The organism is Pseudoalteromonas sp. B131b, from assembly GCF_037162545.1.
Taxonomy (GTDB): Bacteria; Pseudomonadota; Gammaproteobacteria; order Enterobacterales; family Alteromonadaceae; genus Pseudoalteromonas; species Pseudoalteromonas fuliginea.
The window spans coordinates 178,989-205,802 of the sequence record NZ_JARLUZ010000001.1; the positions used below are offsets into that span (position 1 = coordinate 178,989).

Genomic DNA, 26,814 nt, shown 5'->3' on the forward strand with positions numbered 1-26,814 from the left:
TACTCCTAAGCTAATGCAATCATAGCGTCGCCGGTAGTTACAGCATCGCCTTCACTAACTAACACTTCAGCAATTGTTCCGGTATGCGTAGCGCGTATTTCAGTTTCCATTTTCATGGCTTCCATAATAATCACTACATCGCCTTCGTTAACAACTTGCCCAGCTTTTACCTTAATCTTAAAAATATTACCGGCTAGAGGCGCGTTAAGTGTTTCACCTGATGCAACCGAAGCAGATTGAGGAATGTGCTCAGAGTCTTTTAATGTTACTTCCTTAAGTTCACCACCTTTCGCCACTACTACGTCATAAACTTTACCATCTACTTTTACGCTGTACTGCTCAGCCTTCACTTTGTTATTATTTGAAGCTGATTTAGAAGGTGCTTTACCGCTTTTATCTTCAACAGAAGGGACTGGCTCAAATGCATCTGGGTTGTTGCGGTTTTTAATAAACTTCAAACCAACTTGTGGGAATAATGCATAAGTTAGTACGTCATCAATTTGGTCATCAGCCAGTGTTAAGCCTTGCTCTTGCGCTTCTTTTAATAACTCAGCTTCAAGCGTTGCAAGCTCAGGTGCAATATTATCTGCAGGGCGACAAGTAATAACTTCTGCTCCATCAAGCACACGCTCTTGTAGCTCTTTATTCATTGGTGCTGGTGTTAAGCCATATTCACCTTTTAATACGCCAGCAGTTTCTTTAGTAATTGTTTTATAACGCTCACCTGTTAGCACATTAAGTACCGCTTGAGTGCCAACAATTTGCGACGTTGGTGTTACTAAAGGTAAAAAACCAAGATCTTCACGTACACGTGGGATCTCAAGTAAAACCTCATTAAGCTTATCGGCTGCGCCTTGCTCTTTAAGTTGATTTTCCATGTTTGTAAGCATGCCACCAGGTACTTGAGCTAGTAAAATACGCCCATCAACCCCTTTTAAGCTACCTTCAAATGCCGCATATTTTTTACGCACATCTCTAAAGTAAGCAGCAATTTCTTCTAGGTGGTTTAAATCAAGCTCAGTATCACGCTCAGTCCCTTCAACTATCGATACGATAGTTTCAGTTGCAGAATGTCCATAAGTCATACTCATTGATGAAATAGCGGTATCGAGCATATCAATGCCAGCATCAATTGCTTTTTGATAAGTCGCAGTACTTAAACCTGTTGTAGCATGGCACTGCATAGCAATTGGAACCGATACGGTTTCTTTGAGCGCTTTTATAAGCTCTTCTGCATCATATGGCTTTAATAAGCCCGCCATATCTTTAATACAAATTGAATGACAGCCTAAGTCTTCTAATTGCTTAGCAAGAGTCAGCCACATATCAAGTGTATGAACTGGGCTAACTGTGTACGAAATAGTACCTTGAGCGTGCGCGCCTACTTTTATAGCCGCTTTAATCGCTGTTTCTAGGTTACGTACATCATTCATTGCATCGAATATACGAAATACGTCAACGCCATTTTTATGTGCGCGTTCTACAAACTTTTCAACTACGTCATCAGCGTAATGGCGGTAGCCTAATAGGTTTTGACCGCGTAATAGCATTTGCTGTTTAGTATTAGGCATCGCTTTTTTAAGCGCACGAATACGCTCCCACGGATCTTCGCCTAAATAACGAATACACGAATCAAATGTAGCACCGCCCCACGATTCAATAGACCAATAACCTGCATCATCTAACTTGCTAGCAATCGGTAGCATATCGTCTAAACGCATACGTGTTGCGAGCAATGATTGGTGCGCATCGCGTAATACCAATTCTGTTAATTTTAATTTAGCCATGTGTGTGCCCCTTATTTATTATTTGATTTGTACTGAGCAATGGCAGCACTAATAGCAGCGATGTGCTCATTAGGCACACCTTGAGATTTAAAAGACGGTGATTTAGCTGGTGATGCTTCTGGTTCGCTATAGCGCGTCACCAAATTAGACATAAGCGTTACTGCACCAATTAATATCGACAGAAATACAAACACCCCAACCATACCAGTAAGCATTAAACTACCAGCCGTTGTGAGTAGAGCACCTATATCCATTTTTCTCCCCCTTGAAACCCATATCGAAAATAAAAAATCGATTTAATTAAATATTTATTCACTGGATAATAACAAAACTAATTATTTTGTCTACATCTTGTAAATTGGTAAAACCAATTAAACTATAATCAACATAAAACTCAACTAATTTACATACCAGAACCCTGCAATCACGCACCCTACAATAGTTACAGGAAATAATGACTATAGCTAATAGTTATATATAAGTTGTTAATTAACTATCCGGTTAAATAAAAAAAACATGAAAAATCATATGAAACACAAAAACAAAGGATCAATTGTTAATTGGTCTTACCAAAATAAATGTATTTAGTGAATATTTACAAGCAATGTGTAACGGTGTGAATAACTTACATAGCAAAGCGTAAAAGTTACTAATCAACTAATTGCCCAAAACACACAAAAAAAACATAAACACATGATATTAAACAACAATACACTTTGGCATGTAACTGGCATTAGTTATTGTGAGCAAAATTTATAAACCAAGGAGAAAACAATGTTACGCTGGACAATCACATTTTTAGTTATTGCTTTAATCGCTGCAGTGTTAGGTTTTGGTGGCATCGCAGGTGCCGCAGCTGGTATAGCAAAAATTATATTTTTTATCTTTCTAGTACTTTTAGTGATTTCATTAGTTTCAGGTGCACTACGTGGTAAATCGCCCAGGTAGATAATCCATCGGACTAACAAACACTTATACTTAATTAACACTTACAAGGAATTACATTATGAATTCAACAACTGTAAAAGCAGCACTAATCGGTCTATTCGCAAGTTTTTTCATTATGGGTTGTGAAGACAATCATGCAGAAGACGCAGGTGAACGTATTGACGAAGCAGTAACTGACGTGCAAAACAAAGTAGAAGATGCATGTGAAAATGTTAAAGAAGGCGTAAACGCTGAAGAAACTAATTGTTAATTCTTCTTTTACTAAAAAAGCGGCTCTCAAGAGCCGTTTTTTGCCTGTTTATAAGTATCGAACAACTTCCCCCATTTTAGCTAATGAGTCAAACCGCACTGATACCAATCCGTAATAATACTTAATCAATTTGAAGGATTAAATCAGACACCAACTTCGTTAAAAATCTCTGATATAGAACAACTAAATAACGAAATTTTTACCTTGTTACCAACATGGTTTTCTTACCTCAAAATAATTGATTGATCAACTACTAACGCACCGCCGCATCGTAAAATCCATAGATATAACTATGAAACATGGATTGGCGCAATGTTAGGTGAGAGTATGGCTACAGATAAGACAGTGTTCTTAAATAAGCTTAGAAATACAAAAATGCTTATTAGAACAGGCATGTTACCTGCTAGAATATTTGAAAAAAGGATGAGTTATGGAAAGGGATCTAGTAATTTTCAAAATACATAAGCCATCAAAAAAATACGACATAATCGACCTCACGACTGTTTCTATGGCAAAGCAAATTGCTAAAGAAAAAGAGAGCAGTTTTAACGAGGCAGTGAAAATAGCTATGGATGATTTCCCAAGAGGGAAAGCTAAAATATTAGACGTTGTAGAAAATGGGTTTAACTGTAAAGTTGAGAAAGAAGCTGAGCAACAAGACTATGATATAAACTTATTTTCGTGTTACTTGGTGTTAAATAAAAAAGCTTACACGGCCATAGGTAATCATTTACAAGGCTGCGGGGAATTTGTTCCATTGAATTGTGAGAAAGAATTATTTTTATTCAACCCACTAATTTTTGAAGAAGAAGATAAAGATTTGACGGAAAAAGCTTATCTAGATGGATTTGAAGATGGTCTAAAATCTCTGGCCTTTAAGTCCGATCTAAATCTAATTTTTAAGTCGAGCATGCAAGGTGGTAAATCAATTTACTGTAATGCCGCATTTAAAACTCTTGTGAAAGAAAATAATTTAACTGGGATTACTTTTAATAGTGACTTACTTAGCATTTTTGCATAGCAGCCTCTAAACGCAGCTTTATAATTCGGAATGCCCTCACTCACGACTATAAAAAGTATCCTTGAAATATTAAGCCTTTGCCAACTAACGTTAATATGTATTAACGTTAGTTGGGCATACTTATTAATTTTTAGTTGAATTAGATTTTAAAGAAAAATATAAAGTTATTAATGACTTGATATTTAGATGAAGTAACTCATATTTTAGTTTTTAGTTTGAGCTACTAGATTCGACTTTACACGAAATAGCATCCCAAACTCTAAACTTTCCCTATAGCTAGAAAAATTTATCAAATCAACAAGATAAAATATATTTTTAATAGTAATATACTCGCAATAATTACGTAATGTGATTGAAACCTTACGATTACTGAAGTAACTCAAAATCAGAAAAACCCTCTTCGCTACTCTAGTAAATTGTTAAAAACTCTCATATATTTATATAAAGGAATAAAATTTGAAAAAATTGTTTCACGTTGTTTTTGTAAACAACAGAGTAGTCAATTTTTAAGCTCTCCAGTATTAAGCATGGTAATACCCCCAATTGTCATGCTCTATTACGGAACATTAGATATATGGGGGGATGATTGGAGTTGGATAAAAAATTACAAAGATTTTCATGAATTTGTTTTTACGCTTCTTGCAGCTTTTACATTTTTAGTTTTATTTATCAAAGGTATTTCTGAAACTTTTAAAGGTGCTGTTACTAAAAAGTATGAATTACTAACTGAATCGTTAATTGCCTTTTTTAATGGGCTTGTTAAAAAGAAAAGAGATAGATTCTATCATAAAGCTAAATCATTGAAGTTCAGAGAGGATGCTTTTAAACGTATTACTCAGCCGATAGATCAGCTAGAACATGTTCTAGATGGAACTAAAAAGTTTTTGGTTGATGGTTTAGAAATAGATCAAAAAAATATTGGTATCACTATAATCCAAGGAAACCCTAGTGAAAACAAATGGTGGTATGAGCTGAAATGTGATTCGCAAAAGCAACATACTCGAGCAAGGGATTTGATGAATGGGGAATCTACAGCAAAATACTGCTTCGATCATGGTGATAGTTTATTTATTCCAGACCTACGAAAAGGAATAAAAGAAGGTGTATTTTTGAATCATCGAGATCTAAAAAAACAGGCAAAGGCTCTATCTTTTGTAAGCCAGTACGCGTTACTGTAAGTAATATTGATTATGTTTATATATTTACTATTGCAGTTTATGGGCAATACTTATGCACTCCTTACGATGAAATCGAGTGCAGAGCATGCGAAAAGATTTTAGATGAAGTAGCTGATAGAGTCGAGTTGGAGCTTTATTTGCATTCAATGAAGCAATTTAGAGAAAATAGAGGTAACGCTACATGAGACAAATTCTTATGAGTAAACCAGGTGAATTTAATTATGAAAATGAAGGTGATCAATCTAGGGGCGTGGCAGTAAAAATGCTAGCCAAAGTTATTCAAAGAGCAAAGGAAAATCAAAGTACTGAGAGTTGCATTGTTATAGTCTCCAAAAAGTCTGGTCCAGTGGATTCATAACGGTACTTTCCATTGAGTTGTTACAACGTCTCTCCAATGGTACATATATGAATGTCAGATTTGATTGAATGCAACCAATCGAATCTGACAACTGTGTTTAAGCGTTTATAACTTAGAAATTAAATGGAATAACAATCTCATCACACTCGTTAGCGCTTTTAGCAGTATATCCAACTCCTGAAATATCGGCTAAAAGTTCCGGTGTGACTCCCAACTTTAACGCCAGCATATCGAACGAAATCCCTAACTGCTCTTTTAGTACTTCTAAACTCTCTTCCAAAATATGAGGTGTCTCTAAAGGGATTTTATCATCATACTTTTCTTTACGAGTTTGCCTCGTTTTACTGAACCAAACATTAGCATTCCGATACTGTTGAGCATTAATAAAACCTAGAAAATGAGCTCTGTAAATAATAGCCCTAGCACTCATTTTCCATCGTAGTTTTAATTTGTAAATTTCTTTCCAAATTATATTCCCGTTAATATCCAAACAACTTGGGAACTCCCTTGCGAAAGATTTCCTAGGAAATAAAAACGCACTAGCAAAGGCATCCGCCTCTCTCTCTGTTTTTTTACAACCAGTCTCAATACCATCATGCATAACTAAGTGACCGCATTCATGAGCCAAATCGAAGCGCATTCTACAAACACTTTCCTTCGCTGTATTCCTTATTATAATGGGGTACTTTCTATTAACTGACAGTGCATCGACTTTATCTGATACACCGTCGAAGCACGTAACAATAGCACCTTGATTTTCAACAATGTTAACAACATTATCTATAGGTGAATCTGACGTCAAACCCCATCTAATACGAGCACCTTCTGCAATTTTTTCAATTACAGTTGCTGTCAATTCTGGAATTTTGTCATTGTCTATCAAATTGAAACGATTCTCTGGCAAATCCAAGTGCTCATGCAGCTCATTCACTAGCTGCTCAAGGATGGTGCTATATGCTTGAACCCTATTTTTAACACCCGCAGGTGTAGTTTGTCTTTTTCGAAAATGACATTGCTCAGGTTTAACATCACCGGATAATGTCAACTCGAAAAACGATGGTGAAACTTGCAAAAACTCTGCTAAAGCGTTTATTACATCCTGTGCAGGAGCCCTCACATCACTTTCATATTGATGAATACTTTGCCTAGTCACAGCAACTGAATCACCCAATTCTTGTAATGTACAACCTTTAATCAAACGAGCTAACCTGAGCCGTTCACCATAAAATATTACTGACATACACAAATGACCATCAATTACTTGAGCCATTATCATTTATAGCTTTTTTCTCTTTTACCTTAACGGAAACAGAGGCCTTCTGGACTAAAACAGGTTCAGGTAAATCCACATTAACAGAAGTAAATGCAGGCACATGTTCATTAAGAGGAATTTCCCAACATGAAACTTGAACTTCGTCTAAGTAACCAGTAAATGTAACGCGCTCTACATATCTAAATTCATCAACTTCTATAGCAAAAAACCATAAGACATTTGCATCATTACCAACTTCTACAGGTAAAAGGCTCATTTGACGAGTTGCCTCTTCACATGGAATTAATCTTCGCTCTTGGGGATTACTTGGCTGCCCACGGTACAAACGAACAGGGACAGAATCTATAGAAAATGTAAACCTACCATCTCCTTTCAATATATCCAAAAAGGACCATTCGTCTTTATCTCTTGAAGCACTAATAATCTGATTGCGGCAGCACTCATATGCTCTCAAACCAGTAGAGCGAGCGGAGTCTCCTAATACATCATCATGCCGATCAACAACATCATCTCTAATACTTCGAATTAAAGATGCAAGTTTTTTTAAACGTTCACTTGTTAATGCTGGGTTTATTTCCCATGGTTGTTTCATATAAAAGTTAACCTATTATGTAGTTGGTGTAGCTTAAAATTAATTAAGGGCTCGGTGAAATACCAGAACATAATCTAACACTTTTCACCATTTGTCAATTGATTGCCGTTTTGTCAACAGCTAAAGGATATGTAAACCGACTTAAAAAGAGTTCACAACTTCTCCTAACCTCTTCAAGCTAGCTCCGCCATGCGTATACTTATCAGTTATTCCACCTTTAGAAATTTCATGACCAACCACTTGTTGTATCAGTGAAAGATCAAACGAATGATTATTACGTATGTTACTTATAAACGTATGTCTAAAGCTGTGATAACTACGTAGTTCATCTAATTCATTCACACTAGGTATTTCAAGTTCTACAACCAAACGACCGAACCAACTAGTGATACTCTCAGCTGATGTTATTTCATATAAAATACGTTCTTGCGCTTGCTCTACATACTCTAAAAAGCCAAGCTCAATTAAGCGTTTATGAATAGGGATTTTACGTTTAGCGTTATTCGTTTTAAGACGTTGGGATTCATGCTCATCAGTTACTAATATGTAGTTAATACCATCTTCAACACGGATATCTGGTCTTCTTAACTGATAAATTTCGGTACGTCTTGCGCCTGTGTACATGGCTAATAATAATGACCACTTTTGCCATGCATATTTTGTCTGCATTGCGAATGCTTCAAACTTAGTAAGTTCTTCGCTATTAAAAACACCGCGTATACGCTGTTTAAAGTCTCGTTTTATAGTACATGGTGAATGCTGAATATATTCAACAGTATCTCTTTTAGCATACGAAAATATCCCCTGTAACCACTTGTAATACCCTTGAACTGTTTTAGGTGTAACTAAGTCAACTTCTGGCACATCAAAGTCTAGGCACTCTTGCAGGCTCATTTTACTGTATGGTGCGCGATTCTTTTTAGGTAGCTGATAACAACGGTCAATAAAACGACCTATATCACTCGCTTTATAACTTTCAATAGGTTTGTCTTCACTCAGTAAACACCATGCTTCGTAGTGACGGGCATATTCTTTTAAAATCCTATCGTTTAGACCTGCATTTACTTTGAAATCTAAAAACTCAGCATACACTTCTGAAAACAATGGGCCTTGAGTTTGTTGTTTTTCTTCCCTTGGCTGACTTTCAATTATGGTGTGTGAGCTTTTATTAAACATTGAATCTAATAAATGTTTTTGCTCTGAGTCTTTAGTTAAGCAAGAAGCCAAGTATTTAGCCTGTAAATTTCTTGAGGTTTCTAGCATACTTTTAAATGCCGCATACTCTAATGACCCATGCTCGAACTCTACATCGTGTTTGTTTAGGGTTTCTATTGCATCGATGCTATCAGAGTAAAAGTTGTCGTCTTCATCTGAGTCATCAAACAAGTCTTCATCTGTTTCAATTTCAGAACTATTAAACATACCAGCAAGTAAAAACGTATCTAATTGGCGTGCAAGTTGACGAACACTTTTTTCGATTTGTTTATTAGCTACAATATCGGCATTACTTAAACCACTATTTTTAAGTGCCATGTACTTGCTGACCAAAACATAAATATTGAGAACTTCATAATCATTGTTTTTTAAAGCTTCAGCTAATAACTCACCTGTTTCACCCTCTGCAATAGAAAGCATAATGTTTGCAGCGGTTCTTAAATGTGTAGGTGAGTGACTGTTTAACGGCTTTGCTTTAATGCCGTGTATAGAATGTGCAGTTGAAGCATAACGTTGTTCTTCTTTTGCTATTATTTTTTTGCTTAGCTCATGGGTAAGTTTTTGCTTCATATGAATTAAAATACGTTTTGCTTGAGTGATTAAAGTTTCAGTATCTATATTGTGTCGATCACTCGCAAGTATTTTTAGTTTATCTAGTTCGGGTTTGATTAATTCAAGAAAGTTTAAAGCATGATGAAGGTGTTTGGTTTTAAGTGAAATGCGTATATCGGAGCCGATAAATTTACGGGGGAAAACATAACGAAAATAGTAACGTTCTTTTCGTAGTATAAGGTGTTCGGGGAGTTTGATATGTCTCATTAAGTTACCTATGTGTAAGTAACGTATTGAGTTTATTTGGCACACTATTTGGCACATTTTTGAAATTTTGTGCCATGAAATTAGTGGTTCAAGCGTAAGCACCTAATAAATCAGATGCTTACGCTTGAGTTTGAGTCAGCCGGTAAGCCGGGTTTTGTCCTTTCCGAAGAAAGTGATAATCATTCGTCTAGGCCATAAATCGCTCTATGGCTCAAGCAACCTACCCGGTTCTCACGTGGGCCACGCGTTCATTATTTAAAATGATAGAACCCTATTTGGTCTTGCTCCGAGTGGAGTTTACCTTGCAACCGACTATTACTAGCGGCCCGGTGCGCTCTTACCGCACCCTTTCACCCTTACCAACCCGAAGATTGGCGGTCTCCTCTCTGCTGCACTTGTCGTGGGCTCGCGCCCCCAGCCGTTAACTGGCACTCTGCCCTGTGGAGCCCGGACTTTCCTCCCTGATCATTTTCGTCACAGGCAGCGATCATCTTGGCTGACTCGGCGCGCAGTATACATGAGGCGAATGCCAAGCGCAGTAAGATTTACTCTTTTTCTTCAATAATTGTTTTATATAAGGCGTTTTTTTTCATTCCAAAGTATTCGGCAACAACACCACAGGCTTTTTTCATTGGCATTTCATTTTCAAGTAGTGCCAACATTTTGCGTGCTTCTGGTGGAACGTCGTCTACTTGCTTGGGTTTACCTGGCAGCATAAGTACTATTTCGCCGCGTTGCTTGGTTGGATCGTTTGTTAAAAACTGTTTTAGCTCACTTACGCTGCCGTTAAAAAATGTTTCAAACGTTTTGGTCAGTTCTTTAGCAAACACGACTTGTTGATCGTCGCCAAGTGCTTGGGCTAAATCATCAAGGCTTGCCATTATACGGTGCGTGCTTTCGTACATTATGCTGGTCATGCTTGAATTAACGGCTTCGGTAAAAAAGTCTTGGCGGGCTTTACTTTTAGCCGGCGTAAAGCCTAAAAACTGAAAGCGGTCGGTGGGTAGCCCAGAGCAACACACGGCTGTAATTGCAGCACACGCACCAGGTATAGGTGTTACATGTGCGCCTTGCTCGCGGCATAAGTTTACAACCGCATAACCTGGGTCACTGATCAAGGGGGTTCCAGCATCAGAAACCAGCGCGATATTTAGCCCTTGGTTAAGCTGATCAATTATTTGTTGCGCTTTTTGCTTCTCGTTATGATCGTGTAATGCAAAGGTTTTAGCCTTGATACCAAAGTGGCTGAGTAGCTTGCCAGTATGGCGAGTATCTTCAGCAGCTATTAAGTCAACCTGCGATAATGTCGCGATTGCACGCTGACTTAAGTCGTCATAATTGCCAATTGGGGTGGCTACAATGTAAAGAGTGCCAATTTTCTGTGAATTCTCCTCATTTAACATTGAGGTCTCCTGCGTCAGTCAGTAATATAAGCAAATCGCGTTAACGTATTGGGAAATCATTGTGCGACTTAAACTAGTTAGTCTATTAATTATATTGTCAGGGTTATCGGCGTGCAGCACAACCGAAAAACCAACTAAAAACAGTGATAACTTCAGTAACAGTGCAAATGCATTAAAAAATCAAGCTACCAGCGCACAATCTATCTATCAATTGGCTCAAAATCGTCAAGGGGCTGATAAAATACAATTGTTGTATAGCGCAAGAGATGCAGCTATTACAGAGCAAAACTGGCCGCTACTAGAAAAAATAGGTAGCGACCTTGAATTAACAGCCAGTGTTGATCAAATTCAAAACCGTCTTTATATTGCGTTTGCGCAAAAAAACAGGATAAAAATGCTCAAGCCTTGGTTATTCTACAATCGCTAGACGGGCAACTAACCCAACCCGAGCACTTTGCATGGCATCAGTTTTTAACTGCCAGTATTTACGCATCACAAAATTTTCCTAAAAAAGCGGCCCCTTATTTCTTTAGGGCATCTGAGACAGCAGCTAAGAATAATATTGAGATCCCACAGCTTAATCAAAACTTGTGGGATAACTTAAAAAAACTGTCATCTTATGCATTAGAGCGCTTTAACCGAGGTTCAGTAATTCAACAAGGTTGGGCTAACCTTGCCTTATATCATAAAGTATATACAAGCAGCGGTGTTGAGTTAGATCAAGCAATCAATAACTGGCGACGCCGCTATGTTGGACACCCAGCGGTAACGGTATTACCTAAACAAGATGAATTGTTTACAGAGTTTTCCCCTATAAATATAGAACGTTTGGTTATACTGCTCCCACAATCAGGCCCAAATGAGCGATTAGGCGATGCACTCAAAGCCGGTGTTCTAGCTGCGCTTGATAAACAAAACATTAGTGAAACTCTGTTTCTAGATGAAAACCTAAACACTGAAGAACTTGCAGCTAAAATTGAGGAAATAAACCCCGACTTTGTTGTTGGACCTTTGTTAAAAGCCAATATTGATAAACTTACAGCAGCTAATACCTTGATAAATATACCGGCTCTGCATTTAAATACCTTTGATGGTGAGCGTATTTCATTGCAGCATTACTTCTTTGCACTGAGTCCTGAACACGAAGTAGAACAAGCTTTAGAACACTTTTTAGCCATGGGCTACCAAAAACCAATGTTGCTTGCACCTAATAATGTAAATGGCCAACGTTTAATTGACTACTTTAATTTACAGTGGCAACGCTACAGTGAAACCAAACCTCAGATTGGCCTGTATAATGATAAAAAAGACATGCCTAATACAATTACCAGCTTACTAGAAGTTGATAAGTCTAAAGAGCGTATAAAAACTGTAAAAGCACTTTTTAAACAAGAAGTAGAGAACGAAACGCGATCGCGTAGTGACATAGATGTTATTTACATTTTAGGTGATGCAATAGAAACCCGTTTAATTAAACCTTACCTTGATGTAAATGTAAGTACATTTGCTGAGCGTATCCCACTTTATGCCAGCTCTAAAAGTCATAGCAAACAAATTGACCGTACAGATAAAGGTGATCTAGAAGGGCTATATTTTACTGAGCTCCCATGGATGCTTAACTCACAAGTTAAACTACATACCTTGCGAGCACAATATGACACTTTATGGCCTGAACAAGTTGATATAAGCCAACGTTTATTTGCTATGGCGTATGATGCAATATTAGTACTTCCAGAAATAAGGCAATTAAGTATTGTGCCTGGCAACGAATTTAGTGGTTTAAGCGGTAAGTTATCTATAAACAGCAATGGGCACATAGAGCGAACATTAAATTGGGCGCAGTATTCTAATCGTCGTATAAAACCTGTGCAGTTAAAAACGCAGCGCCCAATACCACTATTTATGCAATCAGCAAATACAATACAAACAAGTAATTAAAGGGGGCGACATGTCGTGGTTTAAAGAGCTGTGGCAAAATAGCCGTGAAAAAGGTCAGTATTATGAGCTCCAAGCGCAAAAATATTTAGTATCTCAGGGATTAACCCCATTGAGCGTAATTATTACTGCCCCTTTGGTGAGCTTGATGTCATTATGAAAGAAGGTGACACCCTTGTTTTTGTAGAAGTTAAATTTCGCAAAAACAATGCGCGCGGCGGCGCTAATTATGCATTAAGCCCGCAGAAGCAGGCAAGACTAAAACGCAGTATTTATCATTACTTAGCCGCTAAAAACTTAACAAATGAAGCGCTTAGAATTGATTATGTAGCCATTACAGGAGAATCATCTCCCAAAATTAACTGGCTTAAAAACGTATTTTAAATACTTAGGCAATATAGGCTTAAGTTCATATAAAGATTAAGTATAAATTATTGGTAGGCTATGCAAGATACAATTAAAGAAATTTTTACAGAGAGCATTCAAGTACAAATCGCTGCAGGTGAAGTATTACCCAGTGCACTTGAATCAGCAGCATTTACCATTGCACAAAGCTTGATAAACGGTAATAAACTCATTTGTTGCGGCACTGCAAATTGCCATATGCTAGCCCAACATATTGCGGGTGTACTTGTTAACCATTATGAAACTGAGCGGCCGTGTCTCCCCGCTATAGCTTTGTCTCAAGAAAATATAAATTTAGGTCAAAATAACCAAGGCGATGATCACGATACATTTGCGCGACAAGTTCGTGCTTTTGCCCAGCAAGGGGATTTACTTCTTGCACTTGCTATAAACGGTAACGAAAAACATATTATTTCTGCTGTAGAGGCTGCACTTACTAAAGATATGAAAGTAATCGTGATGGTCGGTGATGATGGAGGGGAATTAGTTGGCTTACTTGGCCCTAATGACGTTGAAATTAGAACCCCTTCTAAGCGCCCTAGCCGTATTATCGAATCGCATTTAGTTAACTTACACTGTTTAAGCGAACTTGTTGATTTAACCCTCTTTCCGCAGGATGAAAACTATGTTTAAACGCTCCCTTATTGTTTTAAGTACTGTTGTATTATTGCAAGGCTGTGCGGCCGCTATTGTTGCAGGTACAGCTAGTGCAGTAACAGCAGCGAACGATCGCCGCACTATTGGCTCACAAATTGATGATAACAATATTGAGATAAAAGCCAGCATTGCCTTGAGTGAGGTAGAGCGCATTGAGAAATTTGCTAATATCAATGCAGTAAGCGTAAACGGTATCGTTTTATTAGTTGGTCAAGTCGCAAATCAAGAAATGAAAGGTGAAGCTCAACGTACAATTGAAGACGTTGCTGGTATTCGTAAAATTCATAATCAAATCCGTATTGGATCAAATATTGGTATCACCACACAAACCCACGACTCATGGTTAACCTCAAAAGTAAAAGCGCAGCTACTCACTGCAAAGAATATTAGTAGCAATAATATTAAGGTAGTTACTGAGAACGGTGAAGTATTTTTAATGGGATTAGTCTCTGAGTCTGAATCTAATCAAGCAGTAAACATTGCACGTAATGTATCTGGCGTTGAACGCGTAATAAAAGTTTTTGAATATATGTAGTTGTAAAATGATAGATAGCCTAATTACATACACCGGCTCGCTTTTGTATCAGGCATAAAAAAACCGCTTAATAAGCGGTTTTTTTGGCATTTATGTATTATTTAATAACACGTAAATGAGAGCCTTTTTTCTTTTCAGGCTTTTCTGGTGGTGCTTCATCAATAAATTCAGCTGATGAGTCAACACTTTCAAGCTCTGGAGCAAAGTCGTCTTCGTCCCCTAAAAACTCGTCTGCTGTAAAGACCGTACCTTCACCATTTTCACGTGCATATATTGCCAGCACTGCACCTAAGGGCACATACACTTGCATTGGCTGACCACCAAAGCGCGCGTTAAAGCTAAGTTGGGTTAGGTCTAACGAAAACTGTGTGACTGCTGATGGACTTATGTTTAAAACAATTTGTCCGTCTTGAACAAACTGTGTAGGCACTTGTACATTAGCAAACCCAGCGTCTACCACTAGATGTGGCGTGCATTCGTTATCAACTATCCAATCAAAAAAAGCACGTAATAAATAAGGACGATTAGGCGTCATTATAAACGAATCTCACGCTCAGCTTCAGTTAAAGAAGCTTGGAATGACTCACGTTCAAATAAACGGATCATGTATTCTTTAAGCTCTTTAGAACCAGCACCATTAAGCTCAATACCAAACTCTGGTAAACGCCACAGTAGTGGAGCTAAGTAACAATCTACCAAGCTAAACTCTTCACTCATAAAGTAAGGAGCTTCACTAAAGATAGGTGCTACAGCTAGTAATGCTTCTGTTAACTCTTTACGAGCTTGAGCTGCATCAGATGCATTATTGATGATTTTTTCAGCTAGGCTGTACCAATCTGTATCAATACGGTGCATCATTAAACGGCTACGACCACGCATTACCGGGTATACAGGCATTAGTGGAGGATGAGGAAAACGTTCATCAAGGTATTCCATGATGATATTTGCCTGATATAAACCAAGCTCACGGTCAATCAGTGTTGGCACTGTACCGTAAGGGTTAATTTCGTGAAGTGCTTCTGGCAGGTTATCTTTTTCAGCCAAATGAATATCTACACTTACACCTTTTTCCGCAAGTACAATTCGTACTTGGTGGCTATACATACAGTTAGCCCCAGAAAAAAGGGTCATTACAGGGCGCTTATTGGCAGCTACGGCCATGCCTACCTCCATTAAATCACTAAAACAGCAATAGGGGCTTAAGCCCCTATTGCAAAATTACCTTTAAATATGTTCAAACTTAATGAACATCTCTCCAGTATTCTTTCTTAAGCATAAATGCCAAGATAAACAGGATAATTAAAAATCCGATTACCTTAATACCTAATGCTTCCGACTCAAGACGTGAAGGTTCACCCACGTACTCAAGGAAGTTCGTTAAATCACGAGCTGCTTGGTCGTATTCATCTACGCTTAGTTCACCCGTACCATCTGTTTCAGTAGCAATAACTTTAGTCACAGTGTGACCATGCTCTTCTACTTCTTCAGTAATTGGCGTTGGCAAACCTTGCAGCTCTTGAAGAACATGAGGCATACCAACAGATGGGAAAACAATGTTATTTACACCAAACGGGCGAGATTCATCTTTATAAAACGATTTTAAGTACGTGTAAATATAATCTGGTGATTTTACACGAGCAATTAGCGTTAAATCCGGCGGAGCCGCACCAAACCATTTTGCTGCATCATCTTTTGTAATCGCGTTAGTAATATGGCTACCGACTTTAGAACCGTCAAAAATCAATTGTTCTAAACCAACCTCTGTTGGGATACCAATATCGCGAAAAGTACGTTCATAACGTTGATACTGCATTTGGTGACAACCAAGACAGTAGTTCATGAACAACTTTGCACCGCGCTGTAAAGATGGTTGATCAGTAAGGTCGTTATTCGCTTCCATTAAAGGAACCGATGGACCCGCTGCAATAACCATATTCGGCAACAAGTTTACTGATAAAGCAAATAAACCAATAATAAGCTTTTTCATCATTTCGTTAACCTCTCTGGCAATGGCTTAGTTTTTTCGTTCTTACTGTATACAAACAACAGCACGAAGAACATAAAGTAAGTCACAGTACAGATTTGAGAAATTATCGTCTTAAGGTCTGTTTGTGGAGTTGCACCCACCCAACCTAAAAGAACGAAAGTAACAACAAAACCTGCAATGTTCCATTTATGGAAACCACAACGGTAACGAACCGATTTAACTCTACCACGGTCTACCCAAGGTAGTAACGCAAGTACAACAATCGATGCACCCATTGCTGCAACACCGATAAGCTTATCAGGGATTGCGCGTAAGATTGCATAGAATGGCGTAAAGTACCAAACTGGGAAAATGTGCTCTGGTGTTTTAAGAGGGTTAGCTGCTTCGAAGTTTGGACCTTCTAAAAAGAAGCCATTCATCGCAGGCATAAAAAACACAACCCAACAGAACAATATTAAGAAACCAACCACACCCACAATATCTTTAACTGTGTAGTAAGGGTGGAACGGTATTGCATCAACAATATCTTTTTTGTCAGTGTAATACTCATGAAATTTAAATTTAGGTTTATCTTCTTCAGCTACAGAGCCTTTCTTACGCTTAATTTCAATACCTTCGGGGTTATTTGAACCCACTTCATGCAATGCAACAATGTGTAAGAAAACTAAGATTACGATAACCAGTGGGAGTGCAATTACATGCAATGCAAAGAAGCGGTTAAGCGTTGCACCCGATATTACGTAGTCGCCACGGATCCAAAGTGTTAAGTCATCACCAATAACCGGAATTGCACCGAATAGAGAAATGATTACCTGCGCACCCCAAAATGACATTTGACCCCAAGGTAATAAGTACCCCATGAACGCTTCAGCCATTAATGCCAAGAAAATAAACATACCGAATAACCACAGTAATTCACGTGGTTTTTGGTAAGAACCGTAGATCATGCCACGGAACATATGCATATATACAACGATGAAAAACGCTGAAGCACCTGTTGAGTGCAAGTAACGCAATAACCAGCCATATTCTACATCACGCATGATGTATTCAACCGAGGCGAATGCGCCCTCAGCAGATGGCACAAAGTTCATCGTTAACCAAATACCTGTAAGAATTTGGTTTACTAGTACCAGCATGGCTAGTGAGCCAAAAAAGTACCAGAAGTTAAAGTTTTTAGGTGCTGGATACTGTGCAATGTGCATATTCCAAACACGTGTCATTGGGATTCGGTCGTCTATCCAACCAATAATCTTACCAAACATTAGACTACCCCTCTTTCTTCGCCCACTAAAATAGTGGTTTCATCTAGAAAAGTATAAGGTGGTATTTCTAAGTTTAATGGTGCAGGTACCGATTGAAAAACTCGGCCAGCCATATCAAATTTAGAACCGTGGCATGGGCAGTAGAAACCATCGTCAGTCCCTTCTACTTTTTCGCCAAAGTTACCTTGTAAAAAGCCAGGAGAACACCCTAAATGCGTACAAATACCTACAGCCAAAAATATTTCTGGGCGTAATGAACGGTAATCATTTGTTGATGATTCTAATTGTTGTGGCTCTTGCGATTGTGGATCACGAAGTTGACCTTCATGTTCTTTCATCTGCTCAAGCATTTTTGGGGTACGTGATACAACCCATACAGGTTTACCACGCCACTCGACACGTATTAATTGTCCCGGCTCAAGTTTGCTGATATCTACTTCCACAGGCGCACCCGCAGATTTAGCTCGCTCACTTGGATTCCAAGACGCAATAAAAGGAACAGCAGCCCCAGCCGCACCAACACCACCAACAACAGAGGTAGCTATGGTTAAAAAGCGACGTCGGCCATTGTCTACAGGCGCATTGCTCATCCACTTATCTCCACTTACGATTCTCAACACTTGCTATATTGAGAACATCAGTTACAGCAGGTTAATTATTCGAAATTTTTAAAATAGAAACGATCATAATTAAAACCCTTGGTTAAAACAAGGTTATTCACAGCCTCATGCTCTAACACATCCAACTTCACCTAGGGTTCAGTAAGCCAGTTTGAGTATAGGGCCGAATAGTCATAATACCGTTTCTGTAAAAACTATGTACTGACCAAGATCAACTTCACTAAGCAAAAACTCTAAAACGGTGCGTAGTGTCGTAAAACTCGATCGTTTTACTTCCATGCCAATTGTAGCAAAAAATTCCACCAATTAACTGATGGATTTAAACTAATTACGATAATTATTTAACTTTTTTGCAGCTATCTGAGCATTTTTTAACTTTCGTTTATTAAATACGCTGTTATTGAGGAGTTTGATCAATACAAGTAACTGTAATTATTAAGCCTAGACACGATAACGAGTCAACTTAGGCGTATCTTTCATTGTCGGAATTACTATTTTTAAAAACAAAAAACCCAGCATAAGCTGGGTTTTGAATTTTTGATAACGTATAGATTAACGTTTTGAGAACTGTGGACGCTTACGCGCTTTCTTAAGACCCACTTTCTTACGTTCAACTTTACGTGCATCACGAGTAACGAAACCTGCTTTACGAAGTTGTGGACGTAATGACTCGTCAAACTCCATAAGTGCACGAGTAATACCGTGACGGATAGCACCAGCTTGACCAGTTGTACCACCACCAGAAACGGTGATGAAAAGATCAAATTTTTCAGTCATATCAACTAGCTCAAGAGCTTGATGAACAACCATGCGTGCTGTTTCGCGACCAAAGTACTCTTCTAAAGAGCGCTTGTTGATTACGATGTTACCAGTGCCTGGGCGTAAGAATACGCGAGCACTTGAACTTTTACGACGACCTGTACCGTAGTATTGATTTGCCATGATGGTGCTCCTTAAATGTCTAGAACCTGAGGCTGTTGTGCAGCATGGTTGTGCTCAGTACCTGTGTAAACTTTAAGTTTACGGTACATAGCGCGGCCTAAAGGACCACGTGGCAACATGCCCTTAACAGCCTTCTCGATGATCATTTCAGGCTTTGCAGCTTGAAGTTTATCAAAAGTAGTAGACTTAAGACCACCTGGAAAACCAGAGTGTGAATAGTACACTTTGTTTTTGAATTTGTTACCAGTTACAGTAACTTTTTCAGCGTTGATAACGATGATATAATCACCAGTATCTACGTGCGGTGTATATTCAACTTTATGCTTACCGCGTAGGCGATGAGCGATTTCAGTAGCGATGCGACCTAAAGTTTTACCTTCAGCGTCAACTACGTACCAGTCACGTTTTACTGTTTCTGGTTTAGCAACAAACGTTTTCATTTATAAAAATCCAATGTTTTTCAATTAAAACCACAAGTAGTTAATATTAACTACTGCTCTAAGTTTGCTACAACCCCTTCGAGTTTTAGACTTTTGCGCCGCTCACAAGTGGCTAGACTATATGATGGCATAGAACGCAACGTGGCAGACGCGGGAGTATACCAGCACTTAAAACACATTGCTACTCGCCGGTTGTTTTTTCCACAAGAAATTTTAGAAATAAGAAATACTATATATGTACCTCTTATTTTTAAGCGTTGGCCTATTACACATTTTCCTACTTACTTTAAACTAAATGCTCTTTAGCTAAATACTCTAAAGACTGCATTTCTTGCAAACGGCTTATACAACGCTTAAATTCAAAATTAAGGTTACCTTGAGTATAAAGGTCGGTGATCGGCTTCTCAGCTGAAATTATTAAGGTTACGTGACGCTCATAAAATTCATCAACTAAAGCAATAAAACGTCTTGCAGCATCATCGTTAGTTTGCCCAAGCTGTTTCACGTTAGAAATAATAACCGTATTGTATAGGCGACTAATCTCCATGTAATCGACTTGGCTTCGCGCTGTTTCGCACAATTCACTAAACTCAAACATCACAACACATTTAGCTACTTTGCGCGTTTTGATTAAACGCCCTTCTATCTCTATAGGCTCATCTAATTGGCCAGGCTCTGAGGAAAGTTTATCGAAGTAATCAAATAGGTTTTTATCTGCTTGTTCGTCAAGCGGGCTATGAAAAATTTCGGCTTGTTCTAGCGTACGTAATCGGTAATCGACACCTGAGTCTACATTTACTATTTCTGTATTGAGTTTAACCAACTCAATAGCCGGTACAAAACGCGCACGTTGTAAACCGTTTCTATAAAGATCATCAGGTACTATATTTGACGTTGCAACAAGTACAATACCGCGTGCAAATAATGCCTCCATTAAACCGCCTAACAGCATGGCATCTGTAATGTCTTGAACAAAAAATTCATCAAAACAAATTATGTCTGTTTCAGCTTTTAAAATATCCGCGACTTTTTCTAATGGGTTTACAGTATTGTTTAGCTTTTTAAGTTCATCGTGTACGCGATGCATAAAACGATGAAAATGTACGCGCATCTTCCGCGTGCCTGGTAAGGCTTCATAAAAAGTATCAACTAAATAAGTTTTACCACGCCCTACTCCTCCCCAGAAATATAAACCTTTTATAGGCGCTGACTCATCTTTATTAAAAAGCTTGGCAAAAAAGCTTTTTGATTTTATTTTGTTCTGGGTTAAATCGTCATATAAACGCTGTAAATGGCGCACTGCATTTTCTTGTGCTACATCATGTACAAAGTCATCTCGCTTCAAATCTTGTTGGTATGTTTGCCAAGGAGTCATATCTATTTACAGTTAAAATGCAGTTTAATTTGCAAAGCATATTAACACGCATCAATACTCGGGGTATATTACACTTAGTATGATTTATAATTGAATCAAGCATTCGTTAGTTATTTTCCCAAAGGGGTAGATTTATGGGCACAGTCACGTGGGTAGGTTTAATTGTTATTGTTGCTGTTATAGCTTTTTTTATTGGTGCATTTGTCACTAAAAAACAATTTAAACAGGATGAGTTGGAAAAACAGGCAGAGCAAGCTAACAATGCGTTAGAGCAATATCGTCAAGATGTAGCCGATCATTTAGCGAGTACAGGCAAGCTTGTAAATAAAATGAAAGAGAATTACGATCAACTACTTAGCCATGTTGAAGAAACCAATCAACTGCTGCTAGAGGATCGGAAGCAAACACCAGCTGAACCTTTCTTTTCAAAAGAAACTACTGAGCAATTACAAGCATCGATAAAAGAGCGCCGATGCGATCGCTCATCAGCAAAAGCACAACCTGCTGATTATGTTTCAGGCGAATCAGGTTTATTTGCAGGACAAAATAAAGTTTCAGAACATTCTAAAGCATCTTGATGAACTTTTTTTAACCCCATAGTCTTTAGATATAACAGCTTTGTTGTTTTATCTTACTGATAAATTAAAAAGGGCTGCTTATGCAGCCCTTTTTAATTTTTTGCTTTTCTCGAAGTGGAGTAAACCCAGACTATGAAAATGAAATTATCACTTATCAGCGCAGCTATTCTTTCTACTAGCCTTTTATTAAGCCCGGTAGCGTCTTATGCAAAAATACCGGTTGCCGTAAATGGTCAACAGTTGCCAACACTTGCCCCAATGCTCGAAAAAATTACTCCAGGCGTTGTAAGCATTCAAGTTTCAGGCTCTAAAGAAGTGCGTCGCCGTGCGGACCCACTTGAATACTTTTTCGGACAGCAACAACCCCGAAGCCAAAAACGTCAATTTAGCGGTTTAGGCTCTGGCGTTATTATTAATGCTGATGAAGGTTATGTAGTAACTAATAACCATGTGATTCAAGATGCCGAAAAAATGGTTGTTACTCTTGAAGACGGCCGTGAGTTTGAAGCGATTAAAATTGGAACTGATAAAGAATCCGACATTGCGCTTTTACAAATCGACGCTGATGATTTAACTGAAGTAAAACTAGCAAACTCAGATAATTTGCGCGTGGGTGACTTTGCCGTTGCTATCGGTAATCCGTTTGGCCTTAGCCATACTGTTACATCAGGAATTGTGAGTGCACTTGGTCGCAGTGGTTTAAACATTGAAGGCTACGAAGATTTCATTCAAACCGACGCAGCGATTAACCAAGGCAACTCTGGTGGTGCTTTAGTTAACTTAAATGGTGAATTAATAGGTATTAACACTGCTATTTTAGGGGCTTCAGGCGGTAATGTTGGTATTGGTTTTGCTATCCCGTCTAACATGATGAAAAACCTAGTAGATCAAATTATTGAACACGGTGAAGTACGTCGTGGCTCACTTGGTATTTCTGGGCGCCCACTTGATGCAGGCCTAGCTAAAGCACAGCAACTTGACGTCAAACAAGGTGCCTACGTTATGCAAGTAATGGATGACACCGCTGCAAGTAAAGCAGGAATCAAAGCCGGTGATGTTATTGTAAGTATTAATGGCGGTGATATTAGCGGCTTCCATGAATTACGAAGCAAAATAGCAACCTTGGGTGAAGGTAGAGAAATCAAGCTCGGCATTTATCGTGACGGAAAAATTAAAACAGTTAAAGTTACACTCGATGGTGCATCAGGTGTTACGGCAACAGGGGAAGAGCTACATCCTGCTTTTCAAGGTGCCGAGCTTGAAAACGTGCAAAAAAATAGTAATAAAGGTGTTGAAGTTACCTCTGTAGATCCTCGTTCACCTTCTGCCCGTGTTGGCCTTGAAGAGGGTGACATTATAATGCAGGTAAACCGTCAACGCGTAGAAACAATTCGTGATATGAATAAGATCATCGATGACACAAAAGGCAATATAGTGCTTGGCGTGAAACGTGGCCGTGAATCTATATTTATCTTAATTCAGTAATAAATATTGCTATAAATGAAATAAAAGTAACAGTGGCACTTGCCGCTGTTATTTTTTTATGCCATCATAAAGAAATTACTTCCTTATAATAAGAATCCCGTGCTGAAACTAATAAAATTTATTCTCCCGCCATTATTTGTAGGGCTTAGCATTGCTTTTTTAGTGGTTTTTTTCAGCCCTAATATGCGAGCTTCTCTATTACCGAACGTGCCTCTTGCGAGTGCAATGAGTACTAGTCATTTAAGTTTCTCAGATGCTGTTAAACGTGCAGCCCCCTCCGTAGTGACTATTTTTTCTGAGAGCATTTCGAAAGAGCCTCGTTATAAAAGACAAAATACCGTACAAGAATTAGGCTCTGGTGTGATTATGTCGCAAGATGGCTACATTCTTACTAACTATCATGTAGTGAATAATGCAGATCAAATTATGGTTATTCTGACAGACGGCAGGCGCTTTTTTGATGTCCAACTAATCGGCTTTGATACGATTACTGATCTTGCATTACTTAAAATAAACGCAGACCACCTTCCCGTTATTCCTATAAGCGATAGCTATACGTCGAGTGTAGGTGATGTAGTACTAGCCATAGGTAACCCACTTAATTTAGGACAGACAATTACCCAAGGTATTATTAGCGCTACTGGTAAGCAAAAAATTACAGACAGCCCTTATAATAACTTATTACAAATGGATGCCGCTATTAATGTAGGAAATTCAGGGGGCGCATTAGTTAATTCTAACGGTGATTTAGTTGGTATCACTTCAGCCCAATTTAAAACGCGTGAAAATTTAAACATACAGGGAATATTTTTTGCTGTGCCGTATTCACTTGCTAAAAAAGTAATGGGAAAATTGATTCGACATGGTCGTGTAGTTAGAGGCTACCTTGGTTTTGAAGGCACCGCAGTAGACAGCACAGGTAAAGAAGTTAACGATAGCCTAACTCCTGTTTCAGGTATGCGAATTACGAACTTAGATCCCTTAGGCCCAGCTTGGCAAGCAGGTATTGAAGAACAAGATATCGTTATTAAAATTGCAGGGCTTTCCGTAGCAAATCCGCAAAAAGTACTTGAAAAAATAGGCAATACAGAACCTGGGAAAGAAATAGAGTTTGAGCTTTATCGAAATGGCAAAATAGAAAAAATCATGGTGATGGTCGCAGAGCTTGAAACAAAACTATAACTACTAATTGTAGGTCGGTGTGTATTTACATATCCGACCTACATATATTAGGCGCTTTTAACTGCTTCTACGTTTAATATTAGCACCTAATGCACTGAGCTTATCTTCAATGCGCTGATACCCTCTGTCAACGTGATAAATACGGTCAACAACGGTTTCACCTTGCGCGACTATACCTGTTAAAATTAGACTCGCTGAAGCACGTAAGTCAGTTGCCATAACTTGCGCACCGCTTAGGCTTTTGGTTTCACCACAAATAGCCGTGTTGCCCTCAAGACGAATATTAGCACCCATGCGCTGTAACTCAGGCACATGCATAAAACGGTTTTCAAAAATCGTTTCTGTAATCGTTGCACTGCCATTTGCCACAACATTCAATGCTGTAAATTGAGCTTGCATATCAGTAGGAAAACCTGGGTGTGGAGCGGTTTTAATATTAACAGCTTTAAGCTCTCGGCCACGCATATCTAAGTAAATACTGTCATCATGCACCTCAAGCAATGCATTCGTTGCACGCAGCTTTTCAATCACAGGTTCAAGTGAATGAAAATCAGTATTCTTACAAAGTACCTCACCGCCAGCCATTGCAGCCGCCACTAAAAATGTACCTGTTTCAATTCTATCTGGCAAAATACTATGCTCACAACCCGCCAAGCGCTCAACACCCTCCACTTCGATACGGCTAGTACCTGCTCCAGTAATTTTAGCCCCCATTGCAATTAAACAATTAGCTAAATCGATAATTTCAGGCTCACGCGCGGCATTATCAAGTATGGTTTTTCCATCAGCAAGCGCTGCTGCCATCAGTAAATTTTCAGTAGCACCAACACTAACCATCTCCATAAAGATTTCAGCGCCTTTTAAGCGACCATTTACCTTTGCATTAATATAACCATTTTCAACGCTTATTTGTGCGCCTAAGCGCTCTAAACCTTGAATATGGATATCAACAGGACGAGCACCAATAGCACAACCACCTGGTAATGAAACCTGAGCTTCACCAAAGCGTGCCACTAAAGGGCCTAGTGCAAGCACAGAAGCACGCATTTGTTTAACGAGCTCGTAAGGGGCAAGCGTCTGATTTACCGTTGCGCCATCAATAATAAGTGTGTCGCCTTGCCAATTAACATCTGCACCTAAAGTTTTTAATAGTGCTTCGGTGGTAACAATGTCACGTAAACGTGGAACATTAGTAAATGTACTTTTACCATCAGCAAGTAAAGCAGCAAACAAAATAGGAAGCGCTGCGTTTTTAGCACCAGAAATAGTAACTTCACCAGCAAGTGAAGTGCCACCTTGAATTACAAATTGATCCATTTAGGAGGCCTTACTTATTGCGGTAAAATAAATTTTTGTTCACGTTTCCACTCTGTTGGAGTGAAAGCGCGAATAGAAACTGCGTGAATTGTGCCATCTGAAATTGTATTCATCAACGGACCATAAACTAGCTGTTGCTTTTTAACACGGCTTAAACCGTCAAAGCATTCACCAACTGCAATTACTTCATAATGACTACCATTAGCTTTTACATGCACTTCAGCTAATTGAAGTTCATCGCGTAATAATGTTTCGACTTGGCTAGTTTCCATAACTCTCACTCAAATAGGGTTGTAACTTGACCCAACTGCATTAAATTTTGCAATTGTTCAGGTGGATTTTGCAATTCAAGACGAATGCCTTGCTGCTTAAATTCTGCAAAAGAGTGAATTAACCAAGCTAAGCCCGCTGTGTCAACCCTTGATACCTCACTAAGGTCAAAATAAGTGGTTTTATGCTTAGTTATTAACTTATCGTTCAAAAGCCGTTCATTACTAATGGAATTTCGAGTAAGTTCACCACTTACTCGAAACTGCTGTTCATCAACTTGGCTAATTGCCAATTTAGTCATTCGAGCTACTGCCTCTAAATTGAACAGGTAACTTACTCTTTTGCTCTAAAAGGTTGCTTACATTGTCAATACCTTGCTGACGTAAAATACCTTGTAGTTCGCTTTGTTTGGCGTCTAATAAACTAATACCTTCAGCAATCATATCGTAAGCTCGCCATTCACCATCGCGATCTTCACGAACTTTAAAGTCTATTCTGATATCAGGTTTACCATCTTCAAGAATTTTAGTTTTAACAACAACGACATCTTTACCTTTAAATGGTTGCTCAGCACCAAACTCAACTTTTTGATTTGTATATTGTGTAAATACACCAGCGTAAGTGGCAACTAAATACTCTCTAAATACACCAATAAAGCGCTGAATATCTTTAATCGCTTGGGCTTTTTCAGCTTCATCTGTAATTGCTCGTACTTTAGATACTTCACTACCTAACACGCGAAGTGCTGCATATTTGTAGTCAATATAAGGCATTAATTCTTCTTCAACAATGACACGAAGATGCTCTTGATTTTTAATGATTAATGGCTGATCTTTTTTGATACGTGCAAATGTGTTATCCGCGACTTGGCGTACCATTTTGTTTGGATCATTTAGTTTAACATCTGCAGCACTTACGCTTTGAGTTAGCGTCATTGTGCTAATTGCTACAATAGCTAGAAACTTTTTCAACATAAT

Annotated in this window: 28 protein-coding genes, 1 other RNA gene and 2 pseudogenes; 12 read left to right on the forward strand and 19 right to left on the reverse strand. The window is 38.6% G+C overall.

The genetic code is table 11. The features are described from left to right. Window positions 1-5: 5 nt before the first annotated feature. Both oadA and P4S65_RS00860 read right to left on the reverse strand, forming a co-directional pair. Entirely contained in the window at window positions 6-1,787 is a 1,782-nt protein-coding gene (oadA, locus tag P4S65_RS00855) for a sodium-extruding oxaloacetate decarboxylase subunit alpha (protein ID WP_096793705.1), read from the reverse strand. Between the two features lie 11 nt (window positions 1,788-1,798). Continuing rightward, window positions 1,799-2,041 (reverse strand): OadG family protein, encoded by a 243-nt coding sequence (locus P4S65_RS00860; protein WP_007583814.1) that lies wholly within the window; start codon window positions 2,039-2,041, stop codon window positions 1,799-1,801. Between the two features lie 520 nt (window positions 2,042-2,561). Here P4S65_RS00860 and P4S65_RS00865 point away from each other — a divergent pair. The 5 genes from P4S65_RS00865 to P4S65_RS00885 all read left to right on the forward strand — a co-directional run bounded on the left by P4S65_RS00865 (window position 2,562) and on the right by P4S65_RS00885 (window position 5,542). Further along, complete coding sequence (locus P4S65_RS00865) at window positions 2,562-2,735, forward strand: DUF1328 domain-containing protein (RefSeq protein ID WP_002961939.1); 174 nt, start codon at window positions 2,562-2,564, stop codon at window positions 2,733-2,735. A 58-nt stretch (window positions 2,736-2,793) separates the two neighbouring features. After that, window positions 2,794-2,985, forward strand: a complete 192-nt coding sequence (locus tag P4S65_RS00870) for a hypothetical protein (protein WP_007378921.1) — start codon at window positions 2,794-2,796, stop codon at window positions 2,983-2,985. A gap of 430 nt (window positions 2,986-3,415) precedes the next feature. Further along, window positions 3,416-4,006, forward strand: coding sequence for a hypothetical protein (locus tag P4S65_RS00875; RefSeq protein ID WP_337119381.1), 591 nt, complete (start codon window positions 3,416-3,418; stop codon window positions 4,004-4,006). A gap of 527 nt (window positions 4,007-4,533) precedes the next feature. Further along, window positions 4,534-5,184, forward strand: coding sequence for a hypothetical protein (locus P4S65_RS00880; protein ID WP_337119382.1), 651 nt, complete (start codon window positions 4,534-4,536; stop codon window positions 5,182-5,184). A 181-nt stretch (window positions 5,185-5,365) separates the two neighbouring features. Then, window positions 5,366-5,542, forward strand: coding sequence for a hypothetical protein (locus P4S65_RS00885; protein WP_337119383.1), 177 nt, complete (start codon window positions 5,366-5,368; stop codon window positions 5,540-5,542). A gap of 112 nt (window positions 5,543-5,654) precedes the next feature. On the opposite strand, the gene P4S65_RS00890 is transcribed toward P4S65_RS00885, so the two are convergent. The 5 genes from P4S65_RS00890 to rsmI all read right to left on the reverse strand — a co-directional run bounded on the left by P4S65_RS00890 (window position 5,655) and on the right by rsmI (window position 10,844). Next, window positions 5,655-6,812, reverse strand: a complete 1,158-nt coding sequence (locus tag P4S65_RS00890) for a helix-turn-helix domain-containing protein (RefSeq protein ID WP_337119384.1) — start codon at window positions 6,810-6,812, stop codon at window positions 5,655-5,657. Then, entirely contained in the window at window positions 6,796-7,407 is a 612-nt protein-coding gene (locus tag P4S65_RS00895; RefSeq protein WP_337119385.1) for a hypothetical protein, read from the reverse strand. The genes P4S65_RS00890 and P4S65_RS00895 overlap by 17 nt, the downstream gene beginning before the upstream one ends. A 141-nt stretch (window positions 7,408-7,548) precedes the next feature. Next, window positions 7,549-9,441, reverse strand: coding sequence for a DUF3258 domain-containing protein (locus P4S65_RS00900; RefSeq protein ID WP_337119386.1), 1,893 nt, complete (start codon window positions 9,439-9,441; stop codon window positions 7,549-7,551). 127 nt (window positions 9,442-9,568) lie between these two features. Further along, window positions 9,569-9,945: RNase P RNA component class A (gene rnpB / locus P4S65_RS00905), an RNA gene on the reverse strand. A 41-nt stretch (window positions 9,946-9,986) separates the two neighbouring features. Then, window positions 9,987-10,844 (reverse strand): 16S rRNA (cytidine(1402)-2'-O)-methyltransferase, encoded by an 858-nt coding sequence (rsmI, locus tag P4S65_RS00910; RefSeq protein ID WP_096793710.1) that lies wholly within the window; start codon window positions 10,842-10,844, stop codon window positions 9,987-9,989. Between the two features lie 61 nt (window positions 10,845-10,905). On the opposite strand from rsmI, the pseudogene P4S65_RS00915 reads away from it, so the two are divergent. The 4 genes and pseudogenes from P4S65_RS00915 to dolP all read left to right on the forward strand — a co-directional run bounded on the left by P4S65_RS00915 (window position 10,906) and on the right by dolP (window position 14,376). Further along, window positions 10,906-12,782, forward strand: a pseudogene (locus P4S65_RS00915) (penicillin-binding protein activator). Window positions 12,783-12,792: 10 nt separating this feature from the next. After that, window positions 12,793-13,163: pseudogene (locus P4S65_RS00920) on the forward strand (YraN family protein). A gap of 60 nt (window positions 13,164-13,223) precedes the next feature. After that, a complete protein-coding gene (locus tag P4S65_RS00925) occupies window positions 13,224-13,817 on the forward strand; it encodes an SIS domain-containing protein (RefSeq protein WP_007379077.1) in 594 nt (197 codons plus the stop codon). Further along, a complete protein-coding gene (gene dolP, locus P4S65_RS00930) occupies window positions 13,810-14,376 on the forward strand; it encodes a division/outer membrane stress-associated lipid-binding lipoprotein (protein WP_096793712.1) in 567 nt (188 codons plus the stop codon). The genes P4S65_RS00925 and dolP overlap by 8 nt, the downstream gene beginning before the upstream one ends. 97 nt (window positions 14,377-14,473) lie before the next feature. On the opposite strand, the gene P4S65_RS00935 is transcribed toward dolP, so the two are convergent. The 8 genes from P4S65_RS00935 to zapE form a co-directional block, all read right to left on the reverse strand. Then, window positions 14,474-14,911 (reverse strand): ClpXP protease specificity-enhancing factor, encoded by a 438-nt coding sequence (locus P4S65_RS00935; protein ID WP_007378323.1) that lies wholly within the window; start codon window positions 14,909-14,911, stop codon window positions 14,474-14,476. Continuing rightward, complete coding sequence (gene sspA / locus P4S65_RS00940; protein WP_007378322.1) at window positions 14,911-15,537, reverse strand: stringent starvation protein SspA; 627 nt, start codon at window positions 15,535-15,537, stop codon at window positions 14,911-14,913. The genes P4S65_RS00935 and sspA overlap by 1 nt, the downstream gene beginning before the upstream one ends. A 79-nt stretch (window positions 15,538-15,616) precedes the next feature. Beyond that, complete coding sequence (locus P4S65_RS00945) at window positions 15,617-16,366, reverse strand: cytochrome c1 (protein ID WP_337119387.1); 750 nt, start codon at window positions 16,364-16,366, stop codon at window positions 15,617-15,619. After that, window positions 16,363-17,628 (reverse strand): cytochrome b, encoded by a 1,266-nt coding sequence (locus P4S65_RS00950; protein WP_007378320.1) that lies wholly within the window; start codon window positions 17,626-17,628, stop codon window positions 16,363-16,365. The genes P4S65_RS00945 and P4S65_RS00950 overlap by 4 nt, the downstream gene beginning before the upstream one ends. Beyond that, window positions 17,628-18,218, reverse strand: a complete 591-nt coding sequence (gene petA, locus P4S65_RS00955) for a ubiquinol-cytochrome c reductase iron-sulfur subunit (protein WP_007378319.1) — start codon at window positions 18,216-18,218, stop codon at window positions 17,628-17,630. Before petA ends, P4S65_RS00950 begins: the two co-directional genes overlap by 1 nt. A gap of 582 nt (window positions 18,219-18,800) precedes the next feature. Next, the gene (gene rpsI, locus P4S65_RS00960) at window positions 18,801-19,193 is read right to left on the reverse strand and encodes a 30S ribosomal protein S9 (protein WP_086007041.1); all 393 of its coding nucleotides are present in this window, start codon (window positions 19,191-19,193) and stop codon (window positions 18,801-18,803) included. 8 nt (window positions 19,194-19,201) lie between these two features. Then, a complete protein-coding gene (gene rplM / locus P4S65_RS00965) occupies window positions 19,202-19,630 on the reverse strand; it encodes a 50S ribosomal protein L13 (protein ID WP_007378318.1) in 429 nt (142 codons plus the stop codon). A gap of 286 nt (window positions 19,631-19,916) precedes the next feature. Next, window positions 19,917-21,005 carry a cell division protein ZapE gene (gene zapE, locus P4S65_RS00970; RefSeq protein WP_337119388.1) on the reverse strand — a complete coding sequence of 363 codons (1,089 nt, stop codon included), beginning with the start codon at window positions 21,003-21,005 and terminating at the stop codon, window positions 19,917-19,919. Window positions 21,006-21,139: 134 nt separating this feature from the next. Here zapE and P4S65_RS00975 point away from each other — a divergent pair, with 134 nt between their 5' ends. From P4S65_RS00975 to P4S65_RS00985, 3 genes are all read left to right on the forward strand, one after another. Then, window positions 21,140-21,583 carry a YhcB family protein gene (locus P4S65_RS00975; RefSeq protein WP_007378316.1) on the forward strand — a complete coding sequence of 148 codons (444 nt, stop codon included), beginning with the start codon at window positions 21,140-21,142 and terminating at the stop codon, window positions 21,581-21,583. 132 nt (window positions 21,584-21,715) lie between these two features. Then, on the forward strand, window positions 21,716-23,068 hold the full coding sequence (locus P4S65_RS00980; RefSeq protein ID WP_096793713.1) for a Do family serine endopeptidase: 1,353 nt from the start codon (window positions 21,716-21,718) through the stop codon (window positions 23,066-23,068). A gap of 99 nt (window positions 23,069-23,167) precedes the next feature. Further along, the gene (locus tag P4S65_RS00985; RefSeq protein WP_337119389.1) at window positions 23,168-24,250 is read left to right on the forward strand and encodes a trypsin-like peptidase domain-containing protein; all 1,083 of its coding nucleotides are present in this window, start codon (window positions 23,168-23,170) and stop codon (window positions 24,248-24,250) included. A 57-nt stretch (window positions 24,251-24,307) separates the two neighbouring features. Here P4S65_RS00985 and murA read toward each other — a convergent pair whose 3' ends face one another. From murA to P4S65_RS01005, 4 genes are read right to left on the reverse strand one after another with little or no spacing between them, the layout of a single operon-like run. Beyond that, window positions 24,308-25,567 carry a UDP-N-acetylglucosamine 1-carboxyvinyltransferase gene (gene murA / locus P4S65_RS00990; protein WP_007378313.1) on the reverse strand — a complete coding sequence of 420 codons (1,260 nt, stop codon included), beginning with the start codon at window positions 25,565-25,567 and terminating at the stop codon, window positions 24,308-24,310. 14 nt (window positions 25,568-25,581) lie between these two features. Continuing rightward, window positions 25,582-25,839 (reverse strand): BolA family protein, encoded by a 258-nt coding sequence (locus tag P4S65_RS00995; protein ID WP_007378312.1) that lies wholly within the window; start codon window positions 25,837-25,839, stop codon window positions 25,582-25,584. Window positions 25,840-25,844: 5 nt separating this feature from the next. After that, window positions 25,845-26,138: an STAS domain-containing protein gene (locus tag P4S65_RS01000; RefSeq protein WP_007378311.1), complete on the reverse strand. Its 294-nt coding sequence runs from the start codon at window positions 26,136-26,138 to the stop codon at window positions 25,845-25,847. Next, on the reverse strand, window positions 26,131-26,811 hold the full coding sequence (locus P4S65_RS01005) for an MlaC/ttg2D family ABC transporter substrate-binding protein (RefSeq protein ID WP_007378310.1): 681 nt from the start codon (window positions 26,809-26,811) through the stop codon (window positions 26,131-26,133). The genes P4S65_RS01000 and P4S65_RS01005 overlap by 8 nt, the downstream gene beginning before the upstream one ends. Window positions 26,812-26,814: the final 3 nt, after the last annotated feature.

Excerpts from the sequence above, each read along its gene's own strand:
- murA (WP_007378313.1), bottom strand. The coding sequence starts at position 25,567 with ATGGATCAATTTGTAATTCAAGGTGGCACTTCACTTGCTGGTGAAGTT.
- P4S65_RS00925 (WP_007379077.1), top strand. The coding sequence starts at position 13,224 with ATGCAAGATACAATTAAAGAAATTTTTACAGAGAGCATTCAAGTACAA.
- P4S65_RS00995 (WP_007378312.1), bottom strand. The coding sequence starts at position 25,839 with ATGGAAACTAGCCAAGTCGAAACATTATTACGCGATGAACTTCAATTA.
- petA (WP_007378319.1), bottom strand. The coding sequence starts at position 18,218 with ATGAGCAATGCGCCTGTAGACAATGGCCGACGTCGCTTTTTAACCATA.
- P4S65_RS00935 (WP_007378323.1), bottom strand. The coding sequence starts at position 14,911 with ATGACGCCTAATCGTCCTTATTTATTACGTGCTTTTTTTGATTGGATA.
- P4S65_RS00950 (WP_007378320.1), bottom strand. The coding sequence starts at position 17,628 with ATGTTTGGTAAGATTATTGGTTGGATAGACGACCGAATCCCAATGACA.
- P4S65_RS00980 (WP_096793713.1), top strand. The coding sequence starts at position 21,716 with ATGAAAATGAAATTATCACTTATCAGCGCAGCTATTCTTTCTACTAGC.
- rsmI (WP_096793710.1), bottom strand. The coding sequence starts at position 10,844 with ATGTTAAATGAGGAGAATTCACAGAAAATTGGCACTCTTTACATTGTA.
- P4S65_RS01005 (WP_007378310.1), bottom strand. The coding sequence starts at position 26,811 with ATGTTGAAAAAGTTTCTAGCTATTGTAGCAATTAGCACAATGACGCTA.
- P4S65_RS00975 (WP_007378316.1), top strand. The coding sequence starts at position 21,140 with ATGGGCACAGTCACGTGGGTAGGTTTAATTGTTATTGTTGCTGTTATA.
- P4S65_RS00875 (WP_337119381.1), top strand. The coding sequence starts at position 3,416 with ATGGAAAGGGATCTAGTAATTTTCAAAATACATAAGCCATCAAAAAAA.
- P4S65_RS00870 (WP_007378921.1), top strand. The coding sequence starts at position 2,794 with ATGAATTCAACAACTGTAAAAGCAGCACTAATCGGTCTATTCGCAAGT.
- rplM (WP_007378318.1), bottom strand. The coding sequence starts at position 19,630 with ATGAAAACGTTTGTTGCTAAACCAGAAACAGTAAAACGTGACTGGTAC.
- P4S65_RS00885 (WP_337119383.1), top strand. The coding sequence starts at position 5,366 with ATGAGACAAATTCTTATGAGTAAACCAGGTGAATTTAATTATGAAAAT.
- P4S65_RS00895 (WP_337119385.1), bottom strand. The coding sequence starts at position 7,407 with ATGAAACAACCATGGGAAATAAACCCAGCATTAACAAGTGAACGTTTA.
- P4S65_RS00900 (WP_337119386.1), bottom strand. The coding sequence starts at position 9,441 with ATGAGACATATCAAACTCCCCGAACACCTTATACTACGAAAAGAACGT.
- P4S65_RS00880 (WP_337119382.1), top strand. The coding sequence starts at position 4,534 with ATGGTAATACCCCCAATTGTCATGCTCTATTACGGAACATTAGATATA.
- P4S65_RS00945 (WP_337119387.1), bottom strand. The coding sequence starts at position 16,366 with ATGATGAAAAAGCTTATTATTGGTTTATTTGCTTTATCAGTAAACTTG.
- P4S65_RS01000 (WP_007378311.1), bottom strand. The coding sequence starts at position 26,138 with ATGACTAAATTGGCAATTAGCCAAGTTGATGAACAGCAGTTTCGAGTA.
- P4S65_RS00860 (WP_007583814.1), bottom strand. The coding sequence starts at position 2,041 with ATGGATATAGGTGCTCTACTCACAACGGCTGGTAGTTTAATGCTTACT.
- P4S65_RS00865 (WP_002961939.1), top strand. The coding sequence starts at position 2,562 with ATGTTACGCTGGACAATCACATTTTTAGTTATTGCTTTAATCGCTGCA.
- oadA (WP_096793705.1), bottom strand. The coding sequence starts at position 1,787 with ATGGCTAAATTAAAATTAACAGAATTGGTATTACGCGATGCGCACCAA.
- dolP (WP_096793712.1), top strand. The coding sequence starts at position 13,810 with ATGTTTAAACGCTCCCTTATTGTTTTAAGTACTGTTGTATTATTGCAA.
- zapE (WP_337119388.1), bottom strand. The coding sequence starts at position 21,005 with ATGACTCCTTGGCAAACATACCAACAAGATTTGAAGCGAGATGACTTT.
- P4S65_RS00890 (WP_337119384.1), bottom strand. The coding sequence starts at position 6,812 with ATGGCTCAAGTAATTGATGGTCATTTGTGTATGTCAGTAATATTTTAT.
- sspA (WP_007378322.1), bottom strand. The coding sequence starts at position 15,537 with ATGGCCGTAGCTGCCAATAAGCGCCCTGTAATGACCCTTTTTTCTGGG.